This window comes from Achromobacter aloeverae (assembly GCF_004121055.1).
GTDB lineage: Bacteria > Pseudomonadota > Gammaproteobacteria > Burkholderiales > Burkholderiaceae_B > Bordetella_C > Bordetella_C aloeverae.
Map to the genome: position 1 here is coordinate 200,353 of NZ_PYAL01000010.1, position 23,149 is coordinate 223,501.

The 23,149-nt window shown below is 66.2% G+C and carries 23 protein-coding genes; 3 read left to right on the plus strand and 20 right to left on the minus strand.

Annotated elements, in window-relative coordinates:
• Positions 1-9: 9 nt before the first annotated feature.
• Positions 10-345, minus strand: coding sequence for a MaoC family dehydratase (locus tag C7R54_RS28270; RefSeq protein WP_129154247.1), 336 nt, complete (start codon positions 343-345; stop codon positions 10-12).
• A 2-nt stretch (positions 346-347) separates the two neighbouring features.
• Positions 348-797 carry a hypothetical protein gene (locus tag C7R54_RS28275; RefSeq protein WP_129154248.1) on the minus strand — a complete coding sequence of 150 codons (450 nt, stop codon included), beginning with the start codon at positions 795-797 and terminating at the stop codon, positions 348-350.
• Between the two features lie 305 nt (positions 798-1,102).
• On the opposite strand from C7R54_RS28275, the gene C7R54_RS28280 reads away from it, so the two are divergent.
• The gene (locus C7R54_RS28280; protein ID WP_240039763.1) at positions 1,103-2,386 is read left to right on the plus strand and encodes an SGNH/GDSL hydrolase family protein; all 1,284 of its coding nucleotides are present in this window, start codon (positions 1,103-1,105) and stop codon (positions 2,384-2,386) included.
• 33 nt (positions 2,387-2,419) lie between these two features.
• Here the strand turns inward: C7R54_RS28280 and C7R54_RS28285 are convergent, their stop codons facing one another.
• The 4 genes from C7R54_RS28285 to C7R54_RS28300 all read right to left on the minus strand — a co-directional run bounded on the left by C7R54_RS28285 (position 2,420) and on the right by C7R54_RS28300 (position 6,053).
• Positions 2,420-3,313 carry an amidohydrolase family protein gene (locus tag C7R54_RS28285; protein ID WP_129154249.1) on the minus strand — a complete coding sequence of 298 codons (894 nt, stop codon included), beginning with the start codon at positions 3,311-3,313 and terminating at the stop codon, positions 2,420-2,422.
• Entirely contained in the window at positions 3,310-4,128 is an 819-nt protein-coding gene (locus C7R54_RS28290) for a hydroxypyruvate isomerase family protein (RefSeq protein WP_129154250.1), read from the minus strand. The genes C7R54_RS28285 and C7R54_RS28290 overlap by 4 nt, the downstream gene beginning before the upstream one ends.
• Before the next feature lie 41 nt (positions 4,129-4,169).
• Positions 4,170-5,129 (minus strand): Bug family tripartite tricarboxylate transporter substrate binding protein, encoded by a 960-nt coding sequence (locus tag C7R54_RS28295; protein ID WP_129154251.1) that lies wholly within the window; start codon positions 5,127-5,129, stop codon positions 4,170-4,172.
• Between the two features lie 87 nt (positions 5,130-5,216).
• Positions 5,217-6,053 carry an alpha/beta fold hydrolase gene (locus C7R54_RS28300; protein WP_129154252.1) on the minus strand — a complete coding sequence of 279 codons (837 nt, stop codon included), beginning with the start codon at positions 6,051-6,053 and terminating at the stop codon, positions 5,217-5,219.
• Between the two features lie 113 nt (positions 6,054-6,166).
• Between C7R54_RS28300 and C7R54_RS28305 the strand changes: the two genes are divergently transcribed.
• Positions 6,167-7,084: a LysR family transcriptional regulator gene (locus C7R54_RS28305; RefSeq protein ID WP_129154253.1), complete on the plus strand. Its 918-nt coding sequence runs from the start codon at positions 6,167-6,169 to the stop codon at positions 7,082-7,084.
• A gap of 46 nt (positions 7,085-7,130) precedes the next feature.
• Here the strand turns inward: C7R54_RS28305 and C7R54_RS28310 are convergent, their stop codons facing one another.
• The 5 genes from C7R54_RS28310 to sorA form a co-directional block, all read right to left on the minus strand.
• Positions 7,131-7,820 carry a DUF1345 domain-containing protein gene (locus C7R54_RS28310; RefSeq protein WP_129154254.1) on the minus strand — a complete coding sequence of 230 codons (690 nt, stop codon included), beginning with the start codon at positions 7,818-7,820 and terminating at the stop codon, positions 7,131-7,133.
• 106 nt (positions 7,821-7,926) lie between these two features.
• A complete protein-coding gene (locus tag C7R54_RS28315) occupies positions 7,927-8,892 on the minus strand; it encodes a sterol desaturase family protein (protein ID WP_129154255.1) in 966 nt (321 codons plus the stop codon).
• A 10-nt stretch (positions 8,893-8,902) separates the two neighbouring features.
• Positions 8,903-9,922, minus strand: coding sequence for a YncE family protein (locus C7R54_RS28320; RefSeq protein ID WP_129154256.1), 1,020 nt, complete (start codon positions 9,920-9,922; stop codon positions 8,903-8,905).
• Between the two features lie 186 nt (positions 9,923-10,108).
• Positions 10,109-10,468, minus strand: coding sequence for a SorB family sulfite dehydrogenase c-type cytochrome subunit (gene sorB / locus C7R54_RS28325; protein ID WP_192903762.1), 360 nt, complete (start codon positions 10,466-10,468; stop codon positions 10,109-10,111).
• Positions 10,469-10,478: 10 nt separating this feature from the next.
• The gene (gene sorA, locus C7R54_RS28330) at positions 10,479-11,729 is read right to left on the minus strand and encodes a SorA family sulfite dehydrogenase catalytic subunit (protein WP_377812869.1); all 1,251 of its coding nucleotides are present in this window, start codon (positions 11,727-11,729) and stop codon (positions 10,479-10,481) included.
• Between the two features lie 289 nt (positions 11,730-12,018).
• On the opposite strand from sorA, the gene C7R54_RS28335 reads away from it, so the two are divergent.
• Positions 12,019-13,155 carry a DSD1 family PLP-dependent enzyme gene (locus C7R54_RS28335; RefSeq protein ID WP_129154258.1) on the plus strand — a complete coding sequence of 379 codons (1,137 nt, stop codon included), beginning with the start codon at positions 12,019-12,021 and terminating at the stop codon, positions 13,153-13,155.
• A gap of 15 nt (positions 13,156-13,170) precedes the next feature.
• On the opposite strand, the gene C7R54_RS28340 is transcribed toward C7R54_RS28335, so the two are convergent.
• From C7R54_RS28340 to C7R54_RS28380, 9 genes are all read right to left on the minus strand, one after another.
• Entirely contained in the window at positions 13,171-14,166 is a 996-nt protein-coding gene (locus C7R54_RS28340; RefSeq protein ID WP_129154259.1) for a Bug family tripartite tricarboxylate transporter substrate binding protein, read from the minus strand.
• Positions 14,167-14,263: 97 nt separating this feature from the next.
• Complete coding sequence (locus C7R54_RS28345; RefSeq protein WP_129154260.1) at positions 14,264-15,190, minus strand: LysR family transcriptional regulator; 927 nt, start codon at positions 15,188-15,190, stop codon at positions 14,264-14,266.
• A 39-nt stretch (positions 15,191-15,229) separates the two neighbouring features.
• Positions 15,230-16,366, minus strand: coding sequence for a CaiB/BaiF CoA transferase family protein (locus C7R54_RS28350; RefSeq protein WP_129154261.1), 1,137 nt, complete (start codon positions 16,364-16,366; stop codon positions 15,230-15,232).
• Positions 16,366-17,160 carry an enoyl-CoA hydratase gene (locus C7R54_RS28355; RefSeq protein WP_129154262.1) on the minus strand — a complete coding sequence of 265 codons (795 nt, stop codon included), beginning with the start codon at positions 17,158-17,160 and terminating at the stop codon, positions 16,366-16,368. The genes C7R54_RS28350 and C7R54_RS28355 overlap by 1 nt, the downstream gene beginning before the upstream one ends.
• A gap of 142 nt (positions 17,161-17,302) precedes the next feature.
• Positions 17,303-18,331, minus strand: coding sequence for a hydroxyacid dehydrogenase (locus C7R54_RS28360; protein WP_129154263.1), 1,029 nt, complete (start codon positions 18,329-18,331; stop codon positions 17,303-17,305).
• Between the two features lie 60 nt (positions 18,332-18,391).
• Positions 18,392-19,366: a tripartite tricarboxylate transporter substrate binding protein gene (locus C7R54_RS28365; protein WP_129154264.1), complete on the minus strand. Its 975-nt coding sequence runs from the start codon at positions 19,364-19,366 to the stop codon at positions 18,392-18,394.
• Between the two features lie 126 nt (positions 19,367-19,492).
• Entirely contained in the window at positions 19,493-20,410 is a 918-nt protein-coding gene (locus C7R54_RS28370; RefSeq protein WP_129154265.1) for a LysR family transcriptional regulator, read from the minus strand.
• A 216-nt stretch (positions 20,411-20,626) separates the two neighbouring features.
• On the minus strand, positions 20,627-21,799 hold the full coding sequence (locus C7R54_RS28375; protein WP_129154266.1) for an alpha-hydroxy acid oxidase: 1,173 nt from the start codon (positions 21,797-21,799) through the stop codon (positions 20,627-20,629).
• 165 nt (positions 21,800-21,964) lie between these two features.
• Positions 21,965-22,945, minus strand: a complete 981-nt coding sequence (locus C7R54_RS28380) for a Bug family tripartite tricarboxylate transporter substrate binding protein (RefSeq protein WP_129154267.1) — start codon at positions 22,943-22,945, stop codon at positions 21,965-21,967.
• Positions 22,946-23,149 lie beyond the last annotated feature (204 nt).

Sequence of the window (23,149 nt, forward strand, 5' to 3'; positions counted from 1 at the left end):
TGCGCGGCGTCAGTCCGTAAGGGAGATGGAGCCGACCATCGTCGTTGCGCCGCCGGAGCTGGCGGTAAGCGTGCCCTCGTCGTCGATGGCCGCGACAAAGGTGTCTCCCGGGCAAACAGGGCCGATCCACTTGGTGTGCAGCTTGCCGCGCGTGAGCCATTCCTTGCCGTGGCGCCGGGCACCGAGGTCCGCGGCGAACGCGGTCATGTGCGGGCCGTGCAAGAGGGTTCCGCGGAAGCCGCGGTCGACGGCGTACGCGTGGTCGTAGTGAATGATGTCGTTGTCGCCGTTGATGCGACCATACCCATCGATCATTTCCTGGGTAATTTCAAGGGTGCGTTCCATGCTTACTCCGGCACGTGAAAGGTGTTGAGCAGTTCGGCGATCGGCTGGCCTTTGTCGTTGGCGAAAACGCCGCGCCATTGGATGTACTTACGGCCGCGTTTCTCGAACTTCTTGACGATGCTGCCGGTTGCCGTGACATGGGTGGTCTCGTCCGCCCAGATGGGACGCTGCCATTTCATCTCCAGCTCCGCCATGACGATGCCCTGTATGGGCGGATAGGTCTGGTACACGGGTACCGTCATGTAGGGCAGCAGGACATTGGGCGCGGCCGCCTGGCGGCCATCGACCAGATAGAGCGCGGGGTCCGCCTGGGATGCGTGGAAATACTCCTCCACGATCTCTGGCGTGATGTCGAAGGAAACCGGGCCCAGGGCCTGGCCTTCGGCAAAGACGGCATACGGAGTGCCGGGGACGGAGCCTTCGCGAGGCTTGATATCGCTTGGTCTGGTCATGAGAGCCTACGAACGAGTCGGGTTGAAAGTGACTCGAATCGTAGGCATGTTTGCGCTGGATCAAAACTTTTCCCGGAAATGTGCGTAAGGCGCACATTTCGCTCTGTCATACCAGCACATCGGCCCGTTTTTCCAGGGTTTGTACTGATCCGATCCGGGTCGTTGGGCGGCCGGGACAAGTAGAATTCCGGAGGTGGGCAGGTCCGCGGACCTGTGCCCGCCGTGCGTCGCCGGCTGGTCGACGCGGTTTGAGATGGTCCGTCGAGTTCACCCACCTGTCCGTAGGAGCAGAGGAAGTCCCCTTGATGATGCGATGCTTGATCGGCGTTTTCCCGGCCTGTCGCCGCCTGTTCGTGGCTTTGTCCGCGTGTGTCCTGGGCGTCACGCTGGCCGCGCTCCCCGCGCCTGCCTGCGCGCAAGCGGCGCAGGGATGGCAAGCATCGTGGACCACGGCGCTGCAAGCCATTCCGCGGGTGGCCGTGACACCGCCGCTTTACCAGCCGCCTCCCGTGGCGGATCGCAGCGTTCGCCAGATCATCGTTCCTACCTTGAGCGGCAGCGAGGCGCGGATCCGCCTGAGCAATCGTCACGGCACGCGCCCCCTGGTCATTACAGGGGCGAGCATCGCCCGCAGCGCCGTGGGCGCGGGCATCGTGCCGGGCACCGAGCGTGCGGTGACTTTCGGCGCGAGCCGCACGGTGGTATTGCAGCCGGGCATGGAGATGGACAGCGACGCCATCCCCTTCGCGATTGCGCGCGGCGTGCCGGTCGCCATCAGCCTGGCCTCGGGCGCCGGCAACGTGATGCAGGCTTGGCACAGGATCGCGGGGCGGGTCAATTACGTATCGTCCGAGGGCAACCATGTCGGCGACGTGTCCGGCGCGGCGTTCAGCATACGCTACACGCAATACGCATGGGTCACCGGCCTGGCCGTGACCAGCAGGCATGCCAACGCCGTGGTGGCCATCGGGGACTCCATTACCGATGGCTTGCGGTCGACATTCGGCGCCAATCGAAGCTGGCCCAGCGTGCTTGCCACCCGGCTGGCCGCGGAGGGCGCCACGCCGAGGGGCATCTTGAACGCAGGCATCAGCGGCAACCGCCTGCTCTCCGATTCGCCGTGCTACGGCGACAGCCTGGCGTCACGCCTGGAGCATGATGCGCTGGCGCTGCCGGGCGTGCATACGGTCGTCGTGCTGGTTGGCATCAACGACATCAATTTCGCCACGATGCCTGCCAGGCAAGGCCTGGATTGCGACTATCCCCATAGGCATGTGAGCGCGGCAGACCTCATCGCCGGTTACCGGCGCGTCATCGCCGCGGCGCACCGTCATGGCCTGCGGGTGCTGGGCGGAACGCTCACTCCGGCGTCGCTGCCACCGGATAGGGAGGCGGTGCGTCTTCAGGTCAATCGCTGGATACGCGAGGGTGGCGGCTACGATGGCGTCATCGACTTCGACAAGGCCTTGCGCGACCCGGGCCGCCCGGACAGGCTGCAAGCGACCTACGACAGCGGGGACCACGTTCATCCGAGCGATGCGGGGTATGCGGCGATGGCGCGGGCCGTGCCGCTTTCCCTATTGGATTGAAGAGGCCCCGGGGCCTGAAGCGTGGCTACCTTATCAAGCCGGTGCGTCGAATTGATAGAGCCGGGCCGGGTTGTCGACCAGCACCTTGTGGCGGGTACGCTCGTCAGGAATGAAGGTCGCCAGCAGGTTGCGCAGCGCGCCGGCGTCGGGCATGGGCCTGGTGGCGACATGGGGCCAATCGCTGCCATGGACCAGACGGTCCGGCGCGGCGTCGACCAGTGCTTGCGCCCATTCCATCACGTCCGGATAGGGGGCGCCCATTTCGCTGATGCGATAGGCGCCCGACAGCTTGGCCCACCAGCCGTGGTTGACCAGCAGGTACTTCAGCGCCTGGAACGCGGGATGGCCGGTTCCCAGGCCGACGGGCGTGTGTCCCATATGATCGACGACAACGGGAAGCTTCAACTTCGTCAGGCGCGGCATGAGACCGGGGAACTGGCGCGCGTCGACCAATAGTTGCAGATGCCAGCCCATATCCTGGATCTTGGCCGCCAATATTTCCATGGCGTCGAGGCCGACGCCGCCACCGAACAGGACGTTCAGCCGCAGTCCCCTGACGCCCGCGTCGTGGAGCGCCGCGAGTTCCTGCTCGGACACGTCCGGCGCCACGACGGCGACGCCCCGCAGGCGCTTCGGGTTTCGGCGCAGGACGTCGACCATGTACCGGTTGTCGGTGCCGTAGACGCTTATCTGCACGAGTACGCCGCGTTGCATGCCGGTCCCGTCCAGCATCGCCAGGTAATCGCTTTCCGGGGTGGGGACGGGCGTATAGCTCCGATCGGCCACCAACGGATAGGCGTGCGGGTCGGCGGCCACGACGTGGGCGTGCGCGTCGCACGCTAACTCGGGCATGGCAAACAGCGGCGCCGCGAAGGTGGCGCCGGGCGCCAGGCACAATGGCGCATCTTGCGTGGCAATATAGGTCATGCCTGGACTCCCTGGTCCCGCGGGCGTCGCTGCGGCAGCAAGCCCCAGTCGCGCGCCCAGCGCAAGCCTTGCAGCGTATCGCCCGCAGGGATGTATTCGCAACCTACCCAGCCCTGGAAGCCGTGTCGTTGCAGCAGGTCCAGCAGGTAAGCGTAGTTGATCTCGCCGACGGTGGGTTCATGTCGTCCGGGCACGCCGGCGATCTGCACGTAGTCGATATGCGGTAGATGGCGCTCGATCAACGCCGCCAGGTTCCCCTGTTCCATCTGCGTGTGGTACAGGTCCAGTTGCAGGCGCAGGAAGGGTGAGCCTATGTCCTGGATCAGGGCAATGGCGTCCTCGACGCGCGGCAGGGAATAACGCGGCAGCATCTGCAAGCTCAAGGGCTCCAGCAGGACGACGATGCCGTGGGGCTCGAAGTGCCTGACCGCCCGCTCGACGTTGCGCGCAAGCAGGGGACGCACGTCTTGCAGCGTCATGCCGTCGGGCAGGTTGCCGGTGAGCAGGTGGACGCGCTTGCATTGCAGGCCTTGGGCATACGCCAGGCCAAGCTCCAGGGAGGCATCGAAATCGCGCTCGCGGCCGGGCAGGGCGGCCAGGCCTTTCTCCGCCGCCGCGGCATTGCCCGGCGGCAGGTTGATCACGGATTGCGTCAGCCCGTGAGCGCGCAGTTCGCGGGCCATGTCCTCGATGCGCTGGTCATAGGGGTACATGGCTTCCACGGCGGTGAAGCCTGCTTGCGCGGCGGCCTGGAATCGCTCGAGGAAGGGGCGTTCGCCAAAGAGCAGCGAGATATTGGCGGATAGCTTCAGCACCGTATCTGTCCGTTTTTTTTGGACGTTTTTTCTTCCATGTCCTAGTTGAGCTTGACCTTGGCGGTGTTGGCGATGGACTTCCACTTGTCCAGTTCGCTGTGGGTATAGGCCTGCGACTGCGCCAGCGACATGGGGGTGATGTCGGCGCCGATCTGGCGGATCTTCTCCTGCGTGGCCTGTGTCGCGAGGCCTTTGCTCACGGCGTCATGCAGTTTCTGCAGCGTTGCGGCCGGCGTGCCGGCTGGGGCGATCAAGGCCCACCACGAGGTGGTCGTGAACTCGGGATAGCCTTGCTCGGCTACCGTCGGCACATCGGGCATCTGCTGCCAGCGCTGCGCGGACGTGACCGCCAGCGGCTTGAGCTGCTTGCTCTGGATGAAGGACAGGGAGGACAGGGGCTGGTCCACCATGAAATCGACGCGACCGGCGATCAGGTCGGGATACACCGCGGCGCTGCCCTTGTACGGGACGCCGGTCATCCTGGTGTTCGACAGGGCTTCCAGCCATTTCGAATTGAGCAAGTGCATGGTCGCTCCGGTGCCGTAGTACACGCCCTCGGGCTTGGCACGGGCCGCATCGATTACATCCCTGAGGGTGACGTACTTCGAGTTCGCCGGCGCCAGGATCACGTTGGGCGAGGAGGCCACCACGTCGATCGTGGCGAAGTCCTTCTGTGAGTCGTAGGGAATTTCGCTGAAGATGGCCGGGTTGATGGCGTACACGCTGGTGGTCACCAGCATGACCGTGTTGCCGTCGGGCTTGGCCACCTTGAGCTGGCGGGCGGCGATGAAGCCTTCCGCGCCCGGCTTGTTTTCCACGATCACCGCGGTGCCCAGGTTTTCGCCCATGTCCTTGGCCAGCACCCGGGCCAGGATGTCGGTGGAGCCGCCGGCCGAGAACGGCACCAGCATGGTGATGGGCGGGTTGCCCGCGGCCAGTGCGGGGGTGCAGCAGGTGATCGCGAGCGCCGTCGCGAGGACGGTGAGGTTGAGGGTACGCATGGCGTGTCTCCGGATTTCCGTGAATGTTGTTGTGCGGCCAGCGCCGTCGCGCCGGGCGGGGCAATGGCGCCTGGCGCCTGGCGTGTTTCAGGCTGCCGCTGGGCTATGTCGCGCGATGTGCGCCAGTACCAGCGCCACGCATTCCTCGGGAACGATGTGCTGGATCATGTGGAAGGTGGTGCCGACCTGGCGCAGGTCGAGGTTGCGCACCAGCGTCTTCAAGGCGTTCTGCTGTTCGTCGTTGGCGATGGCGCCTTTTTGCGGGTACAGGCACAGCACGGGCGCGGTGATCCTGGGCAGGTACGGACGGGCGTCCGCATCCAGGGCGAACTGGGCCAGGCAGGCCAGGACCTCGGTGCCGGACTGCTCCACCGTGTCGGTGTACCAGCGCAGGAAGCCGGGCGGGAAATCGGGCGGGAAGCGGGTGCTGGCGTTGGTGCGGTCCAGCCAGGTGCGCGGGCCCAGGACGCGTATCGCCTCTGCCCACGAAGCTTCGCCCAGCGCATAGCCTTGCCGCGCGCCGTCGGAGATGAACACGGGGCCGGACACGTTGATCAGGGTGCGCACGCGGTCCGGATAGCGACCCGCCACGGCCAGGCCGGTCAGCCCTCCGATGGATTCGCCGCAATAGTGGAAGGTGTCCGCGCCCAGGTCGTTGGCGATCGCGATGACATCGTCGCTCAGGGTTTCAAGCGTAAAGCCGGTCTTCAGGTCGAAATCCTTGGACGACAGCCCCTGGCCGCGCATGTCGGGGCAGACGATCTTGAAATGGCGGCTGAGTAGCGGCACCCACTGATACCAGAACTGTCCGCGGCGGCCATAGCCGTGTTGCAGGAAGAGGTAGGGCGCATCGGTCCAGGGATCGGTGAAGTCGGTGACCGTGTAGTGCAGGCTGGGGCCGTTGTCGCGCTTGAGCAGGGGCATGACGGGTGTCTCGCGGAGTCGTTATTGAAATGAACGCTGATTTACGCGAGATCGTAGGTGCGCGGGTAGAATCTGTCCAATATATGAAAAAACCTCTGTAAGACGTTTTCGATATGGAACTGCGGCATCTCAGATACTTTGTCGCCGTGGCGACCGAACTGCATTTCACGCGCGCGGCGGAACGCCTGGGGATAGGGCAGCCGCCCTTGAGCCAGCAGATCAGGCAGCTGGAGCGCGAAGTCAATGCGCAGTTATTCGTGCGGGACCGCCGGGGAGTGGCCTTGACCGAAGCCGGGCAGGCGTTCCTGGTCGAGGCCAGGCTGGTGCTGGAAGGGGCGGACCGGGCCAGGCAGGCGGCGCGGCGCATCGCCAGTGGCGAATTGGGCGCCTTGTCCATGGGCTTCACCGTTTCGGCCAGCATCCATCCTTTCGTGCCGCGCCTGATTCGTACCTTTCGGGGGCGCTATCCGGGCGTGGACGTTTCCCTGGTGGAGAACTCCACGCTGGAACTCATGCAGCGCGTGCACAAGGGTTCGGTCGACCTTGCCTTCGTGCGTGCGCCCACCGCGGAGATGCCCGGCGTCCGGGTCGAAACCCTGTTGTCCGAACCCATGCTGGCCGTGATCCCCGCCACGCACGCGCTGGCGGGACGCGACGCTATCGATCTGCGCGAACTGGCGACGGAGATGTTCATCTTCTACCCTCGCAAGGTAGGCGTGGGCCTGTACAACGCCGTGGTGCAGGCCTGCGAATCGGTAGGTTTCACGCCGGCCGAAGGCATAGAAGTCCCGCAGTTGACATCGGTCGTGACGTTTGTCGCGGCCGGCATGGGCGTATCGGTCATTCCCGAGACCATGAGCCAACTGCAAGCCGAAGGCGTTTGCTACGTGCCCCTGACCGGGCAGCCTCCCATCGCGAACCTGGCCATCGCCTATCGCCCGAAGGCGCCGTCCAGTGCGCTCAAGTATGCGATCGAGCTGACTCGCGAGAGCGCGCGGGAGAGTCCGTACGCGATGAGGGAAGGCCGCTAGCGTCCCTGGTGCGCACGCCAGGCGGCTCCATCAGGCCTGGCGTGCGTCAGGCCTTGCCCGCGGCCACATTGACGCTGATGGCGATGACGAACACGTTGAAGAAGAAGGCGATGATGCTGTGCACCAGGGCCATGCGGCGTATGCGCCGGTTCACGATCTGGACGTCGGAAACCTGGAACGTCATCCCCAGTACCATCGCGAAGTAGGCGAAGTCCCAGTAGTCCGGCTCCTCCGTGCCCGGAAAATCCAGGCCTTCCCGCATGGTGGAGTCATCGCCGTAATAGCTATGCGCATAATGCAGTGCGAAGATCATGTTCATGTACAGCCATGACATGATGATGGTCGTGGCGGCCGCCAGCATGTCCATTGCGCCATTGCCGCCGGTCTGGCCGCGCAGCTCCACCCACAGGGCCACCAGCACCATGCAGGACAGCGCCGCGCTGCTCCAGAGCACGCCGAAGCGCCCCACGTCCTGCTGGCTGGCGTGCAGGCGCATGGAAGCCGGACTGGCGCGGACGAAAACGCGCGCGGTGGCCAGCAGGAACACCAGCGCGGCGACGTCGAATCCCAACAGCAAGGCCAGGCTGGGCGGGCACTTCATTCCGTACGCGCCGCCCGCCACGATCAGCAGAAGCAGGCCGCAAAGAAGAAGCCTGCGATGCGTCTGAAGAAAGGGCAGGTTGTCCTCGGCTATGCCGCCTTCGGCGTGAGGGGGCTCGGGACTCTGTTCCGGCATGGATGGCTCCGACTCTTTTTTGAGAATCCTAACGCTAACCGATTCCTCGCGAACATGCTGGCGGGGCTGCCCGGCAGCCGCGCTGCAGAGGAACCGGGAGCTTGCGTCAGTGCCGCGACCTCGATCCGGCCCGCGCCGCGCGCAATTCATCGCGGAAGAAGCGCAGGCCGCTGAGTTGCTGCGCCAGGTAGCCGCCCGTGGCCATTGCTTCCGGCGCCCGCTTGTCGCCGGTAGGCGGGTATTCATTGGAGAAGTCGGCGGTGCCGAACAACATGTCCCAGAACGGAAAGACGGCGCCGTAGTTGCAGGAGCGGCGCCCGGCCGCGCGCAGGCCGTGGTGCAGCCGGTGGAATCGCGGCGATACCAGCAGCCTGTCGCCCAGCCAGCCGAAGGACAGCTTGATATTCGCGTGGCTGAGACTTTCAATGAAGCGCATGAAGAGAAAGAGCAGGGGGAATTGCAGCGGCGGGATGCCGATGGCCAGGCCGACGATGCCGAACCACACCCCCGCGACCAGGTCGTCCAGCAAATGATTCCTGTCGTCGGACCAGAAGCTCATTTGCCGCTGCGCGTGGTGCAGCGCATGCAGGGCATACCAGCCGCGGAACATGTGGGACAGGCGATGTCGCCAATAGTCCGCGCAATCCAGGATGAGCGCGTAGGCGATGAAGGTGATGACCGGATGGCCGATCAGGGACGGCACCAGCGATTCGAGGGTGGGCGGGATATAGCCCAGATCGACGATGTAGCCGTTGACCCAGACCTGCACTTCGTAGAACAGCAGGAAGCTGACGATGGGCAGTACCCCTACCCGATTGAGGACGGTGTATATCGCGTCCGTGAAGACCGCCTTGCGGTCGTCCCAACGCTCGATCGGGAACAGGGCTTCAAGGGGCCAGCAGATGGCATAGGTCGCGATGACCGCGAAAAAACCATACACGCAGACCAGGGCCCAGTCGAAGGACAGTTCTTCCCATTGCATCCAGCCGAAGTGGTAGAGCAGGGGCAGGACCAGGTACTGGTCGATATTGCCGGCCAGGATGTTGAAGTAGCGGTCGATGGCGGTCAGCATCGCGCCTCCCTCACAGGACCTCGGCCGTGACCAGGCCAGGCCGGTCCAGCTGAGTGGTGAGGAAGATGCCATGGGGCGAGCGGCCGACGTCTATGGTCTCGTACTTGCCGCTGTCGGGATCGAGCACGGCCACTTGTTCATGGAAGCGCAGGGCGATCCACAGCTTGCCGTCCGGCGCGATGCCGATATCGTCCGGACCGGCGGCGCGGAACGGGTAGGTGCGGCGGAGTTCGTAGGTGACGGGATCGAGCGCGGCCAGGGAGCCGCCGATGCGGTTGCTGACGTACAGGGTCTTCCTGTCGGGCGCGAGGAAGAGATTGTGCGGGCCCACGCCGGTCTTGATCCTGCGCAGCACCTTGCCGTTGGCGGGGTCCACCTCGGCGACATGGTCGGCGCCCATCACGCAGACCAGGATCTTGCCGTTGTGCCACAGCACGCCGGCGGGGGTCGCGCCGACCTGGGCCGTCCAGCGCACCGTCATGTTGGCCAGGTCGAAGGCCACCAGGGAATTGGACTCCTGCATCGAGCTGAAGCTGGTGCGGGCGTCGGGCGCGAAATCGAGGTGGCTGGGCATCTTGCCCGCCGCGAAGCGCTTCACCAGCGACAGGTCGTCGGCCCGGTAGATGTCCACGTGGTTCAGCCGCAGCGCATTGACGACGAGATAGCGATGGTCCGGGCTGAAGCCCAGCTGATAAGGATCCGCGATGGTCTTGTGCCCGATCGCGGTGGCCTTGCGCGGATCCACCACGAAGAGCGCGTTGCCGCTGGCGTCGGCGATGTAGAGCTGGCTGCGGTCCGGCGTCAACGCCCAGTGGCTGGGTTCGCGCAGCGTGGGCAGCGTGCGGACGATCTTGCGCGTCGCCATGTCGATGACGGAGACGCTGGCCTCGCCGGAATTCATCACGATGGCATAGGAAGGCGACGCGGCGGCCAGGGCGGGGTCGGCCCGCAGGGACAGAAAAGGGGCGATGGCGAGGCCGCAGGGAGCGGCCAGGCTGTGACGCAGCCACGTACGGCGGGATAGCTTCATATTGCTGAAAAAACGCTGAAAGCTTGGCGCCGGCCCGTGCGGGACGCACGGCACGGTGGGGCAAGCGACGATATCAATCCGGCGCTGACAGGAAGATTACAGGTCTTCCCGCCAGCCCGGCATCCGGGAGGATGGACAGCCGTGCGGCTTGCTTGGTTCCCGCTTTCAGGCTTCAGCCTTTATCTACTATTTCGCCGGCTTTTGCGCATCCGCGCCATAGACGCTGTTCAAGTACTCCGTGATGGCGGAGACCTGGTCGACCGGGATGGGGGCGCCGTACGTCTTGATCATCTTGTTGACCTCGGCTTCCCAGAAGCTCTTGCCCATCGGCGGCTGCGACGACATGTAGTCGGCGGAATGGCACATCAGGCACTGCGCGGCGTTGGCGGCGCCGGGCAGGCTGGACGGTCGCAGCGTGGCGGTCTCTTGCGGAAGCTGCACGTCCAGCGCACAGGCCGCGCCGGACGCGAGCAGGCCGCAAGCCGCGCAGCAAGTCACGAAAAGCGCGCGGGCGGCCGCGCGGACGTTCGATGATGGCAGGTTCATGTCGGCTCCTTCAGGCGGCGTTCACGCGCACGGTCTCGACGACGTTGCGCATATAGCCCGCGGGGTTCCACAAGGCCTCCATGGGTTGCGTCTGGCCGGCATTGTTGGTGGCGCGCACCTTCAGTTCGTAGGCGCCCGCGTGTTCCGGCGTGAAGGCGATGCGCCATTCGCGGAAGGAGTAGGGGCCGAGGTCCTTGCCCAGCGTCGCATTCTTCCAGGTCTTGCCCCCGTCGGCGGAAAACTGCACCGAGCGTATGCCCTTGCCACCGTCGAAGGCGATGCCTTTCACCGCGACCGGCTTGCCCTTTTGCACGCCGGCGCCGTCGGCCAGGCTGGTGATGAAGGAGCGGACGTTGTAGCGGCCGATGGGGCGGGTCTTGGCCGGCGCCGTGCCCGGCTCCACCGACGCGGTCTCGTTGTCGGGGATGCGATAGGCAGTCTTCATCCAGAAGCCGTCGAACTCGTGGTCCAGCACCTTGATGTCGGCGATGTGCTTGACCCAGTACGTGCCGTAATAGCCCGGCACGATCAGGCGCACCGGATAGCCATTGAGCATGGGCAGGTCGGCGCCGTTCATCGCGAAGGCGAGCATGACCTCCCCGTCCATGGCGTGGGCGATGTCCAGGGCCTTGACGAATTCCGGCGTGGCGGGCAACACCGGGCGGTCCAGGCCCTCGAAGGACACCTGCCTGGCCCCGGCGCCCACGCCCGCCTTTTCCAGGATGCGCTTCAAGGGGATGCCGGTCCAGCGCGCATTGCCCATGGCGCCGTTACCCGACTGGCCGCCGCCCACGCGCGGCAGGAAGAAGCCGCGGCTGTTGCCGGAGCATTGCGTGACGGCGACGATGTCCACGGGCTTGCCGTAGTTCTTCTTCAGGTCGTCCACGCTGATTTCCAGCGGCTTCGTCACCAGGCCGCCGACCTTGATGCGGTACTTCGCCACGTCGATGCTGGTGGGAATGTTGGCCAGGTGATAGCGGACGAAGAAGGCGTCGTTGGGAGTGATGATGCTTTCGTTGAATACCTGGAAGGGTGTTTCCAGTTGCGGCGGCCGCGTGGTCTGGCGGATCATGGCGCGCTTCTGTGGATAACCCGATACCAGGTCGCGCTCGCCGTTGGGAAAGGGCAGTGTCGCCGTCCCCGGGGCGGCGGCCAGCGCGTCCAGCGTGGCGCCACCCAGCCCGCTCGCCAGCCCCAGCGATCCTGCCTGGCGCAGGAATTGTCGACGGCCGGGGGCCTTGCTTGAAACCATGGGCCTCATCGTTGTCTCCTCTTGTTGTTGCAGGGACTGGCCGCCGTGGGGGGTGCGCGGATGACCCTTTGGAGATGCAACATACTTGTTGCGTGTCAAAGAAGCAATAAGGGAATCAATTGAAACGCGCCCGCGTACCGGGCTGGTTTTCAGGAGCCAAGCCCGTCGCAAGCTGCCGGTGGTGGACGCCGGCATTAAATTCTATTTAACGATTGATGTCGGATCTTTAAACCACGGACGCCGTCGCGCCGCGTAGAGTACATGCCGGGAAAACCACAATCGCATACGCAATCGCATCATGACCTCGACACTGAACACCCTGGACACCCCCGCCGCCGTCATCGAGCTGCCGCGCATGATGAGGAACATCGCGCGCATGCAGGATCGCATGGACGCGCTGGGCGTCGCCTTCCGCCCGCATGTAAAGACCACCAAGTGCGCGGCCGTCGTGCAGGCGCAACGGGACGCGGGCGCGCGGGGCATCACGGTCTCCACGCTGAAGGAAGCCGAGCAGTTCTTCGCCGGCGGGGTCGTGGACATTCTCTACGCGGTCGGCATCGCGCCGCATCGCCTGCCGCACGCGCTGGAGCTGCGCCGGCGCGGATGCGACCTGACCATCATCACGGACAGCGTGGCATCCGCCCGGGAAATCGTAGCCTTCGGCCGTGCGCATGACGAAGCGTTCCCGGTCCTGGTGGAAGTCGATACCGATGGCCACCGTTCCGGCCTGCATCCCGAAGGCGACGAACTATTGCAGGTGGCCATGGTCCTGCATGAAGGCGGCATGCGCCTGAAGGGCGTGATGACGCACGCGGGATCGAGCTATGAACTGAATACGCCGGACGCCTTGCGCGCCATGGCGGAACAGGAGCGCGCCGGCTGCGTGATGGCCGCGGAGCGGCTGCGCGCCGCGGGATTGCCCTGCCCCGTGGTCAGTGTCGGATCCACGCCCACGGCGCTGAGCGCCACGCATCTGGAAGGCGTCACCGAGGTCCGCGCCGGTGTCTATGTTTTCTTCGACCTGGTGATGCACAACGTCGGCGTGTGCGCCATGGACGATATCGCGCTGAGCGTGGTTACCACCGTGATCGGCCACCAGCCCGAGAAGGGCTGGGTTATCGTGGACGCCGGATGGATGGCGATGAGCCGGGACAGGGGGACGTCCAGGCAGCAGCGGGACTTCCAGTACGGACAGGTTTGCGGCCTGGACGGCGCGCCGCTGGCCGGCTACCTGATGGTCGGCGCCAACCAGGAGCATGGCATCGTGGCCCGTGAGGACGGGATCGACGGCGATATCGTCGCGCGCTTTCCCATCGGTTCGCGGCTGCGCATCCTGCCCAACCATGCCTGCGCCACGGGCGCGCAATTCGAGAAATACGAGGCCCTGTCCGCGGATGGCGACACCCAGGCATGGCCTCGTTTTCATGGCTGGTGACCGGACTTCCCGTCTTTATTGAGGTTCGATTTTCGCGTCGATCGCGCGCTGCGTCCATATCCGGCGCTGCGATTGGGCGAATGCCTGGTGTTCCTCGACCGTGTTGGGCGATACCTGCATGCCCAGGGTCTCGAAACGCTTGAGAACGTCGGGCTCGCGCAGGATGGCGGCGACCTCCTGATTCAGCTTTTGCACGATGGCGTCGGGCGTGCCGGCCGGCGCGGCGACCCCTACCCAGACGACCAGGTCGAAGTTCTTGTAGCCCAGTTCTGCCAGCGTCGGCACGCCGGGGAATTCCTTGGCGCGTTCGTGACCGGTGTAGGCCAGTGCGCGCAGCTTGCCGGAATGGATGAAGGACGTGACGACGGAGAGGTCGGCGAAGAGGTAGTCGACGTGGCCGCCCATGAGGTCGGTCACGGCCGGCGGCTGGCTCTTGTAAGGAACGCCATTGGCGGCCGCGCCGGCCACGGTGTTGAATGTGGCGCCGGCGATCTGGCTCGTGGGCGAACCATAGGCGTAGTTCAAGGGCTTGGCCTGGGTCGCCTTGACCAGGGCCTGCAAGGACTGATAGGGCGCATCGTCACGCACCACCAGCATCATCGGGATGGTGGCGATACGGATGATGTGGATGAAATCGCCCGTTGGGTCGAAGGACAGCTTGCGGAACAGGGCAGGTGTCGCCGAGTGGGTCGAGCTGCTGGTGAGGATCAGCGTGTAGCCGTCAGGCTGTGCGCGCGCAGTGAACGACGAGCCTATCGTGCCGGACGCGCCGGGCTTGTTTTCGATCACGATGGGCACGCTCAGGCGCGGGCCGAGTTTTTCGGCGATGATGCGGGCGCTGGTATCGGTGGCGCTGCCGGGCGAGAACGGCACGACGATGGTGATGGGCTTGTCGGGGTAGGCCGGCTGCGCCAGCGCCGCGCCCTTGGGCAGCGCGCATGCGAAAAGCGCCAGGGCGGCGAGGCGGCCGGCGGCCAGTAGTCGGCGCCGTGCGCCGGACGGTTGAGTCATGCTTGTCTCCTGTCAGGGGCCGTGGGTGGCCTCTTTAACTCAAGCCGTATGATGCGTGCGTGGCGCTTATCTCAACAATGGACTAATTTTCATAGACTTATTCCAGTCCGGGATTAATTTCCCCCGCCTGTCGCCGGACGAGATATTTCTCCGTCGCTTGCAGGAAGGTCGACGCCGCCAGCGACAGGCGCGCGTTGCGGCGCTGGATCAGCCACAGTTCGTGTCCGTGCCTGCGCGCGCCGTCGATGGCGAGGATGCGCAGGCCCAGTTGCCGCGCCAGGTCACAGGCATAGCCGGGCACGACCGTGATGCCCAGCCCCGCGCCCACGAGTTTCAGCGCGGAGACCAGCATGCCCGCTTCGACGCGATAGCGGAATTCCAGGTCCAGGTCGGCCGCGACCCGGTCCAGGCTGCGGCGCACGCTATAGACGTTGCGCAGCATGATGTGGTCATGGGCGGCCACGTCCTTCCACGTCACCGGGCGCTTGCGCGTCAGCGGGTGGCGGGGCGCGGCCACGACGTGGAAGGTGTCGCGGTATATGACGCGCGTGGCCAGTTCGTCCGCCGGGGTTTCGATGGAGACGATGCCGAAGTCGGCGTAGCCGTTGCGCACGTGCTCTATGGTGTCATCGGTCGACAGTTCGAAGAGGTCCAGTTTCACACTGGGATAGGCGCGGTGGTAATCCGCCACCACGTCGCCCAGCAGGCCGGCCATCATCAGCGGCGAGGTGGCCAGGCCCACGGTGCCGCGTTCCAGGGTGCGCAGGCCCGACATGCTGCGCTCGGCGGCGCGCACGGTGCCGAGGATTTCCTGGGCGTAGGCATAGAAGTCCGCCGCGCCCTCGCAGGGGGTGACGCTGCGCGTCGAGCGCTCGAACAGGGGCTGGCCGACTTCGGCCTCCAGTTCCGCGCAGAGCTTGCTGACGGCGGACTGGGTGACGAAGGCCGCGCGGGCGGCCGCCGTGAAGCTGCGCAGTTCGTAGAGCGCGCAAAAAACGCGTAATTGCTTGAGAGTGATGTTCATGGTCGAGGTCGCCGGCGTGCGCTCTCGGCCATGGCTGCCTCAGCGCGCAAGCGGGAGCATATCGCGATCGGCGTCCTGGCGCGGCGCGGGGCGGCCGATGGCGCCGGGAGTGCGCGAGAAGCGCACCGGGATTCCTGTCGTCGTCAACGTCCCTTCGGTGGGGTGCTCCATGCGCTGGAAGTACCCCGTCGCCCGCAAGTGAGGATCGTCGAGCAGGGCTTCCGGCGTGTTCACCGGGCCATGCGGGATGTCCGCGTCCGCCAGTTGCGCCAGCCATTCGTCCGTGCCGCGCAGGACGACGATGTCCGCCAGGTCCTGGTATAGCTCGTCGAAATGCCGCGCCCGGGCCGCGGCGTCGGCGTAGCGGGGATCCGAGGCCAGGTCATCGCGTCCGGCCAGGGCGAAGAATCGCCGCCATTGGGCATCGGTATATGGGAGCAAGGCCAGGTATCCGTCCCGTGTCCGATAAGGACGGCGTTGCGGCGACAAGACCCGGTTGTAGCCCATGGGGCCCAGCGGGGGAACGAAGCTGTGGCCGCTCATGTGCTCGACCAGGGTGAACGAGACCAGCGTCTCGAACATGGGAACCTCGATGGCCTGCCCCTGTCCGGAGCGCTCGCGCTCGTACAAGGCCATCGGGATGGCGTAGGCCAGTGTCAGGCCCGCCACCTTGTCGGCGAGTATGGTGTTCACGTAGGACGGCGCGCCACTGTTGCGGCCCTGCAGGTCTGCCAGCCCGCTCATCGCCTGGATGATGTCGTCGAACGCCGGATGGGCCGCATAGGGACCATCCTGGCCGAAACCCACGGCCGCGCAATGGATGAGGCGGGGATTGCGCGCGCGCAGCGTCGCGGCGTCCAGCCCCAGCCTGCCAAGCGCCGCCGGACGGACGTTCGAGACGAAGACGTCGGCGCCGTCGATCAGGCGCAGCAGGCTGGCGTGGTCGGCGGGCGCCTTGGCGTCCAGCGTCACGCTGTATTTGTTGCGGTTGAGATTGAGATAGGCGGGGCCCATGCCCGCATGCGCGGCGGGCGCGGACATGCGGAACACATCGCCTTCCGGCGATTCGACCTTGATGACTTCGGCGCCATGGTCAGCCAGGATCTGCGTGGCGTAGGGACCCATGGCCACCGAGGTCATGTCGACGACGCGCACGCCCGCGAGCGTACCGGGCATTACCGGGCCTCCTGGCGCTTCTTGCGGTCGAGGAAGGGCGCCATGTAGCGCCGCGGCTCGTCCGTGGTGTAGGCGTCGCCGAACACGGCCACGCTGCGGTCCAGCCCGGCCTGCGCCGTGGACTCGCTCCAATAGCGCAGCAAGCCTTTTTGCGCGCGCACGGCGCGCGGGCCGCTCGCCGCGATGGACGCCGCCGTGCGTTCGACCAGGGCATCGAGTCCGCCGGTCTCGCTGACGAACTCCACGAAGCCCCATTGCGCGGCTTGGTTCGCGTCCACGGTGTCTCCTGTCAGGAGCAGCCAGTTGGTGGGTCCCTGCCCGATGATGGCCGGGAAGAGCACCGCGTGGATCACGGACGGAATGCCCACGCGGACCTCGGGCATGCCGAAGACCGCGTCGGCCGACGCCAGGCGGATGTCGCAGGCCGCGGCCAGTTCCATGCCGACGCCCAGGCAGAAGCCCGGAAGGCGCGCGATGGTCGGGACCGGGATGGCGGCGACCGCGTCGCAGAGGTCGCGCAGTCGCGTGATGAAGACGCGGGCGCCTTGCGGATCCAGTTCGGCCATTTCATAAATGTTGGCGCCGCCGACGAAGGCCTTGTCGCCAGCGCCGCGGATGACGACCGCGCGGGCATCGTCCTGGGCCGCGATCCAGCGGGCGGCCTCGATCAGGCTGAGGGTGACCGGCGTGGCCAGGATATTCAGGCTCTTGGCATCGTGGATTTGCAGGGTGTAGATGCCCCGGTCGTCGCGGGTGACGAGAGCATGGGAAAAGGTCGGGACAGGCGAGGTCATGGCGGCTCCGGCTGGAAGATGCCACCGATGCTAAGGGTGAGGTTTGATCACAGCAAGAGAGTAATTTTCATGGAATAAGTCTGGATAGGAATAAATCCCGCCATGTCCCTCGGGGATCCTTTGGCCGTTGCGGTTCGCGCGGTCAGCGCCCGTCCAGCCGCTTCAGTCCGTCCAGCCGCTTCATGAAGGCAGGCCAGGCCTCGGGGTTGACCAGGCGCGGCGGGCGTTCGCCGCGCAGCATCATCAGGATCTGTTCGGCGCCGCCGCGCGCGACGTTGCGGCGCGCCTCGTGGGTGACGCCGCCGGTATGAAACGATGCCACGACGTTGTCCCGTTGCAGCAGGGGCGCGTCCTTGGGCGGAGGTTCCACGCGCCACACATCTAGTCCGGCGCCGGCCAGGTGGCCCGAGGCGAGCGCATCGTCCAGCGCGTCCTCGTCGTGGATGCCGCCCCGCGCCGTCGTCAGGAATACCGCGCCACGCTTCATGGCGGCGTATTGGCGCGCGCCGAACAGGCCGCGGGTCTCGTCGTTCAAGGGGCAATGCAGGGAGACCACGTCCGAGGTGGCCAGCAAGGTCGCCAGGCTGACAGGCTCCGCGCCGCATGCCCGGATGGTCTCTGCGTCCAGGTAGGGGTCATGGGCGCAGACGGTCATGCCGAAGCCTTTCGCAATGCCCACGACGCGGCGGCCGATGTGGCCCAGGCCCACGAGCCCGATGCGCGTGCCGCGGATCTCGTGGCCCATGAGCGATTCACGGCTGAAGCCCGAACAGGTGCTGAGTTTCCGGTGCGAGACGACGATGCGCCGCTGCACCGCCAATAGCAGCGCGAATGTGTGCTCCGCCACGGAGTCGGCATTCATGCCGGCCTGGTTCACCACGGCGACGCCGGCGTCGGTGCAGGCGGCGACATCGACCGTGTCATAGCCGGCCCCGGAAGAGGCCACGCACAGCAGGTCGGGGCACGCGCGCAGCAGTTCTCGCGATACGTGCCAGGCCGCCGGTAGTTCGTCTCGCGCGGCGGAGACGAGATAGGCGTGCGATGCGCCCAACCTTGCCAGGGTGGCGGCGTCGTCGCCGCGCGCCGGCAGCACACTCAAGTCCGCCGCGCGGGCGATCAGTTCGTCAAAGACCGGGTGGACCCATAAGTCCAGCCTGCTCACTCTGTACATCGATGTCGCTCCAGCCTGATCACTGGCCGGCGCCAGTCCGGCGCCAGCATTCTTGCGCATTTATTCCTTGGGCATCCGGTCGGCGATCTCGCGCAGCGCGGGCGCCTGCCTGGCCAGCGATGCCTGCCACTCGGCGCCCGGCAGGTAGGCCAATACGGGCGCGTCGCTGCTCGCCGCCTTGATGAAATCGGGATCGGCGATGCTGTCGGCGATGGCCTTTTGCAGCCGCGCGATCACCTGCGCCGGCACGCCCTTGGGCGCCGCGTATCCGCGCTCCGAGGTCATCGTCACCGCATAGCCGGCCTCGGTCGCCGTCGGAATGTCGGGCAGGGCCGAGGACCGCTGTTCGCCGAACTGCGCGATCGCGCGCAGGTTCGAGGTTCCGCTGCGCAACTCGGGCACTTCGCCGGCGCTGACGAAGGCGTAGTCGAGGTGGCCGCCCAGCACGGCGGTCTTGGATTCCGCCGTCCCCTTGAACGGGACATCGTTCGGCTGGACCTTGGCAATCTTTTGTAGTTGCAGCAAGGCCAGATTGCCGTTGGTGCCCACGCCGTTGTAGCCGAATGACAGAGATTTCGGACTCTTGGCCAGGGCGTCGACGATCCGCGCCAGGCTGGCGTACCTGGCGTCGCGTTTGGCGATGAGGACCGTGGGGTCGTTCACCACGCGCGCGACGAGCGTGAAGTCCTCCACGCGGTACTGCGTTTTCTTGTACAGCGGCAGGAAACTGAATCCGGGTACGTTGATGATGCCCAGGGTGTATCCGTCGGCCTTGGCGCGGGCGACATAGGCATTGGCGATTTCGCCGGAGGCGCCCGGTTTGTTCAGCACCACGACCCGCGCGTGGCCGCCCAGGCGCTTCTCGATGAAGGGCGCAAGCGCGCGCGCCATGAGGTCCGTGCCGCCACCGGCGGCGAATCCCACGACGACCTCGATGGGCTGGTCGTCAGGCCAGGCGGCGTGGGCGGCGGGCAGGACGCCCGCCAGGAGCAGGGCCGTAGCCCAGGGGCGGATACGCGTCGAGTGGCGCTGCATGATGTTTGGTCTCCTGATTTTTCGTTCTCGTGGACGTAATCATGAGACAGGAGCCATCGTGCTGAAAAGCGATTTAAACGACTGGGCTTTTATTCAAAAAAAGAAACAAGAGAGGCTGTCCGCGGTTCATCCGCCATGGACGACCGGCGGAGCGGGCAGGCCGCCGGAGAAGTCGACGGCCTCCCGGACGAAGTTCCGCAGGGTGCGTATCATGCCGCGGCTGTCGTCACGCCGGGACAGGAAGCAATAGTCCAGCGTCGGCAGCGGCGGCGTGCTGGCGAGCTCCACCAGCGTTCCCTGCTTGACCCACGCGCCCATGTAGGCCGCCGGCAGGAAACTGATGCCGATGCCCGCGACGGTGAGGCCCGTGATCGCCAGCAGGCTGTTGCAAGCCAGGATGCGCTGGACTTGCAGGCCCTGGGCCGCCGCCCAGGCGTCGAAGGCGCGCGTGAGGCCTGAGTCCTCGGTCATCGTGATGACGGGATGGCGCTCGAAATCGTCCGGGCGCAGCGCGCGACAGGAACCCATGCGTGCCGGCGCGCCCATCCAGGAAAAGCGGACCTCGCTCATGACCTCGGCCTGCAGGTCGCTTTCGGGCGACGGCCCGGGCGAGACGGCGAAATCCAGTTCGCCCCGCATGACGCGACGTTCCAGCTGGCGGGCCAGGTCCACGTACGGACGCAGGACCAGGCCCGGATGCGCATCGCGCAGCTTGGCCACGAAACGGGGCAGCCAGGTGAGGGAGCCCAGTTCGCTGATGCCGAACTTGCAGATGCCGTGCAGGCCTTCGGGGGCGGCGACCAGGCCGCGCACCGTATCGCTCAGGGACAGCATCTGGCTGGCCAGCGGGACGGTGCGCTGGCCGAGGTCGGTCAACACCGCGCGCAGGCTGGAGCGGTCGAAGAGGGGCGCGCCGATGGACGCTTCAAGTTCGGCGATGCGCTTGGAGAGCGAGGATTGCGTGACGTGCAGCCGCTGCGCCGCGATGGCGAAGCTTCCCAGCTTCGCCGCCCAGTAAAACGCTTCGAGTTGCTTGAGGGTCATGATTTTTGCAGCGACGGCATCGTGCCCGCGCCGCTGTCGCCTTTTCTTGATGGACGGGGCCAAGCCGGGAGCATAGCGGTTTTCGCCCAGCCCCTGCGCCGCGCGGGCTTTCAGCGCAGCCTTCAGGCTTTCCCCTCCTGCTGGCGCGCGGGGAGGCCCGCCTCGCGCCCGCCTCGACCGCCTCGCCCGTTACGCCTGTTAGGCCCGCTAGCCCCGTTACGCCGCCAGCGCCCGCGGCAATTCCGGCGTGTCCCGCAGCAGCACGTCCGCATCCACCTGCCCGATGGCGGTTCGTCCGCAGAAGGCCATGGTGAGATCCAGTTCCTTGCGGATGATCTCCAGGGCCAGGGTGACGCCGGCCTCGCCCAGCGCGCCCAGGCCGTAGAGCATCGCACGGCCAATGAAAACGCCGCGTGCGCCCAGTGCGAGCGCCTTGAGAACGTCCTGGCCGCTGCGCACGCCGCTGTCCAGGTGCACTTCGGTGCGCGCGCCCACGGCGTCGACGATGGCCGGCAGGGCGCGAATGCTGGACGGCGCGCCGTCCAGCTGGCGGCCGCCGTGATTGGAAACGACGATGGCGTCGGCGCCGGCCCGCTGCGCCTTGGCCGCGTCCTCGGGGTCCAGGATGCCCTTGAGGATGAGCTTGCGGTCCCAGAGGCGGCGCACCCAGGCGATGTCGTCCCACGTCATCGAGGGATCGTAGTTGCGCGAGCTCCAGTCCGCCATCGATGCCATGTCGCCCACGCCTTCCGCGTGGCCGACGATATTGCCGAAGGTGCGGCGCGGCGTGCGCAGCATGCGCAGGCACCAGCCGGGCTTGCCGGCCATGTTCAGCAGATTCAGCAGGGTCAGGCGAGGCGGCGCGGTCAGGCCATTCTTCAAGTCCTTGTGGCGCTGTCCGCTGATGGGCAGGTCCAGCGTCAGCACCAGGGCGTCGCAATGCGCGGCGTGGGCGCGCCGGATCAGCTTTTCCACGAAGTTCCGGTCGCGCATCATGTACAGCTGGAACCAGAAGGGATGGCCGTCGGTCGCGTCGGCGATGTCCTCGATGGAGCAGATGCTGACCGTCGACAGCGTGAAGGGAATGCCGAAACGCTTGGCGGCGCGCGCCGCGAGGATTTCGCCATCCGCCCGGACCATGCCTGTCAGGCCGGTGGGCGCGATGGCAACCGGCATGCTGACCGCGCGGTCCAGCATCGTTGCCCGCGTGTCGCGCGTCGTCAGGTCCACCGCTACGCGCTGGCGCAGCAGCATGCGCTGGAAATCCGTTTCGTTGGCGCGGTAAGTGGATTCGGTCCACGATCCCACGTCGACGTAGTCGTAGAACATTTTGGGCACGCGGCGGCGCGCCAGGACCCTCAGGTCCTCGATGCAGGTAATAGGGGTCATGGGCTGGCCTGGACCGCGCGCGGGGTGTTCCCGCGGCATCTGTGTGGAGACGGGACCGGCATGGCGCGGGCGCCGTGCCGGTTCATATGGACGTCGGGGACCTCGGGCACTTCAGAGACCTCAGAGACCTCAGAGACCTCAGAGACCGCAGGGGCCTCAGGTGCGTCAGACGGTGACGTGGGCGTCATGGATGACCTTGGCCCACTTGGTCTTTTCCGCGGCGATGAACGCCGCGAACTGTTCGGGGCTGCCGCCGCCGTCCTCCGCGCCGTAGGTCTTCATTTTCTCGACGACGTCGGGTAGCCGCAGGATGGTATTGAGGTCCGCGTTCAGGCGCTTCACCAGCGCCGCATCCATGCCGGCGGGCCCCACCAGCCCATACCAGGTGCTGGCGTCGAAACCCGGATAGCCCAGTTCGGCGACGGTGGGCACGTCCGGCTGCGCGGGCGAGCGGCGCAGACGGGTCTGCGCGATGGCCACCAGCTTGCCGCTGGCGACCTGTGGCGTCGCCGACGGCATGGTCTCGAAGCTGTAGTCGATCTGTCCGCCCAGCAGGTCGGCCATCATCGCGCCGGAACCGCGGTAGGGCACGTGCAGCGCGTCGATGCCGGCCCGCAGCTTGAACATTTCCAGCGCCAGGTGCTGCACGGACCCGGGGCCGGCCGACCCGAAGGTGACGGTGCCGGGCGCCTTGCGGCAGCGTTCCACCAGCGCCGGCAGCGTGCGCGCCGGCTGGTCGGCGCGGCAGACCAGCATGCTGGGAGAAATGCCGGCGAGCATGATGGGCGTGAAATCGCGATCGACGTCGTAGCCCAGCTTGGGATAGAGGCTGGGCGCAACCGCGTGGTTGCTGAAGTTGGTCATCAGCAGGCAACTGCCGTCGGCCGGCTGCTTGACGGCATAGTCGGCCGCGATGACGCCTGCCGCTCCCGCGCGGTTTTCCACGACGACGGAGATATTCCACATGGCGCCCAGTTTCTGCGCCAGCAGGCGGCTGACCATGTCGGTGCCGCCCCCGGGTGGGAAGCCGACGACGACGCGCATGGGGTTGGGCAAGGCGCCCTGGGCGCGGCTGGCGAACGGGGCAAGCGTCGCGGGCAATAGCGCCGAGGCGGCGGCTGCCGTCAGTAGCTGGCGTCGGTTCATGGGTGTCTCCTCGTCGTTGTCCGCCGACGCTTCGTGGCGCGGCGGTATGGATGGCAGGAAGTGTAGGAAGACCGGCGAGGGGATCGCAACGTTGAATTTTTTGAACCGGCGCTGAGTTTTTCTCACAGCCACGCACGAGTTTTTCTTGAAAGGCGCCGCAATATTTCTCGCTTGGCCCCTCGCGCGGGGCGTTCCTACACTTTG

Excerpts from the sequence above, each read along its gene's own strand:
- C7R54_RS28270 (WP_129154247.1), bottom strand. The coding sequence starts at position 345 with ATGGAACGCACCCTTGAAATTACCCAGGAAATGATCGATGGGTATGGT.
- C7R54_RS28275 (WP_129154248.1), bottom strand. The coding sequence starts at position 797 with ATGACCAGACCAAGCGATATCAAGCCTCGCGAAGGCTCCGTCCCCGGC.
- C7R54_RS28280 (WP_240039763.1), top strand. The coding sequence starts at position 1,103 with ATGATGCGATGCTTGATCGGCGTTTTCCCGGCCTGTCGCCGCCTGTTC.
- C7R54_RS28285 (WP_129154249.1), bottom strand. The coding sequence starts at position 3,313 with ATGACCTATATTGCCACGCAAGATGCGCCATTGTGCCTGGCGCCCGGC.
- C7R54_RS28295 (WP_129154251.1), bottom strand. The coding sequence starts at position 5,129 with ATGCGTACCCTCAACCTCACCGTCCTCGCGACGGCGCTCGCGATCACC.
- C7R54_RS28300 (WP_129154252.1), bottom strand. The coding sequence starts at position 6,053 with ATGCCCCTGCTCAAGCGCGACAACGGCCCCAGCCTGCACTACACGGTC.
- C7R54_RS28305 (WP_129154253.1), top strand. The coding sequence starts at position 6,167 with ATGGAACTGCGGCATCTCAGATACTTTGTCGCCGTGGCGACCGAACTG.
- C7R54_RS28310 (WP_129154254.1), bottom strand. The coding sequence starts at position 7,820 with ATGCCGGAACAGAGTCCCGAGCCCCCTCACGCCGAAGGCGGCATAGCC.
- C7R54_RS28315 (WP_129154255.1), bottom strand. The coding sequence starts at position 8,892 with ATGCTGACCGCCATCGACCGCTACTTCAACATCCTGGCCGGCAATATC.
- C7R54_RS28320 (WP_129154256.1), bottom strand. The coding sequence starts at position 9,922 with ATGAAGCTATCCCGCCGTACGTGGCTGCGTCACAGCCTGGCCGCTCCC.
- sorB (WP_192903762.1), bottom strand. The coding sequence starts at position 10,468 with ATGAACCTGCCATCATCGAACGTCCGCGCGGCCGCCCGCGCGCTTTTC.
- sorA (WP_377812869.1), bottom strand. The coding sequence starts at position 11,729 with ATGAGGCCCATGGTTTCAAGCAAGGCCCCCGGCCGTCGACAATTCCTG.
- C7R54_RS28335 (WP_129154258.1), top strand. The coding sequence starts at position 12,019 with ATGACCTCGACACTGAACACCCTGGACACCCCCGCCGCCGTCATCGAG.
- C7R54_RS28340 (WP_129154259.1), bottom strand. The coding sequence starts at position 14,166 with ATGACTCAACCGTCCGGCGCACGGCGCCGACTACTGGCCGCCGGCCGC.
- C7R54_RS28345 (WP_129154260.1), bottom strand. The coding sequence starts at position 15,190 with ATGAACATCACTCTCAAGCAATTACGCGTTTTTTGCGCGCTCTACGAA.
- C7R54_RS28350 (WP_129154261.1), bottom strand. The coding sequence starts at position 16,366 with ATGCCCGGTACGCTCGCGGGCGTGCGCGTCGTCGACATGACCTCGGTG.
- C7R54_RS28355 (WP_129154262.1), bottom strand. The coding sequence starts at position 17,160 with ATGACCTCGCCTGTCCCGACCTTTTCCCATGCTCTCGTCACCCGCGAC.
- C7R54_RS28360 (WP_129154263.1), bottom strand. The coding sequence starts at position 18,331 with ATGTACAGAGTGAGCAGGCTGGACTTATGGGTCCACCCGGTCTTTGAC.
- C7R54_RS28365 (WP_129154264.1), bottom strand. The coding sequence starts at position 19,366 with ATGCAGCGCCACTCGACGCGTATCCGCCCCTGGGCTACGGCCCTGCTC.
- C7R54_RS28370 (WP_129154265.1), bottom strand. The coding sequence starts at position 20,410 with ATGACCCTCAAGCAACTCGAAGCGTTTTACTGGGCGGCGAAGCTGGGA.
- C7R54_RS28375 (WP_129154266.1), bottom strand. The coding sequence starts at position 21,799 with ATGACCCCTATTACCTGCATCGAGGACCTGAGGGTCCTGGCGCGCCGC.
- C7R54_RS28380 (WP_129154267.1), bottom strand. The coding sequence starts at position 22,945 with ATGAACCGACGCCAGCTACTGACGGCAGCCGCCGCCTCGGCGCTATTG.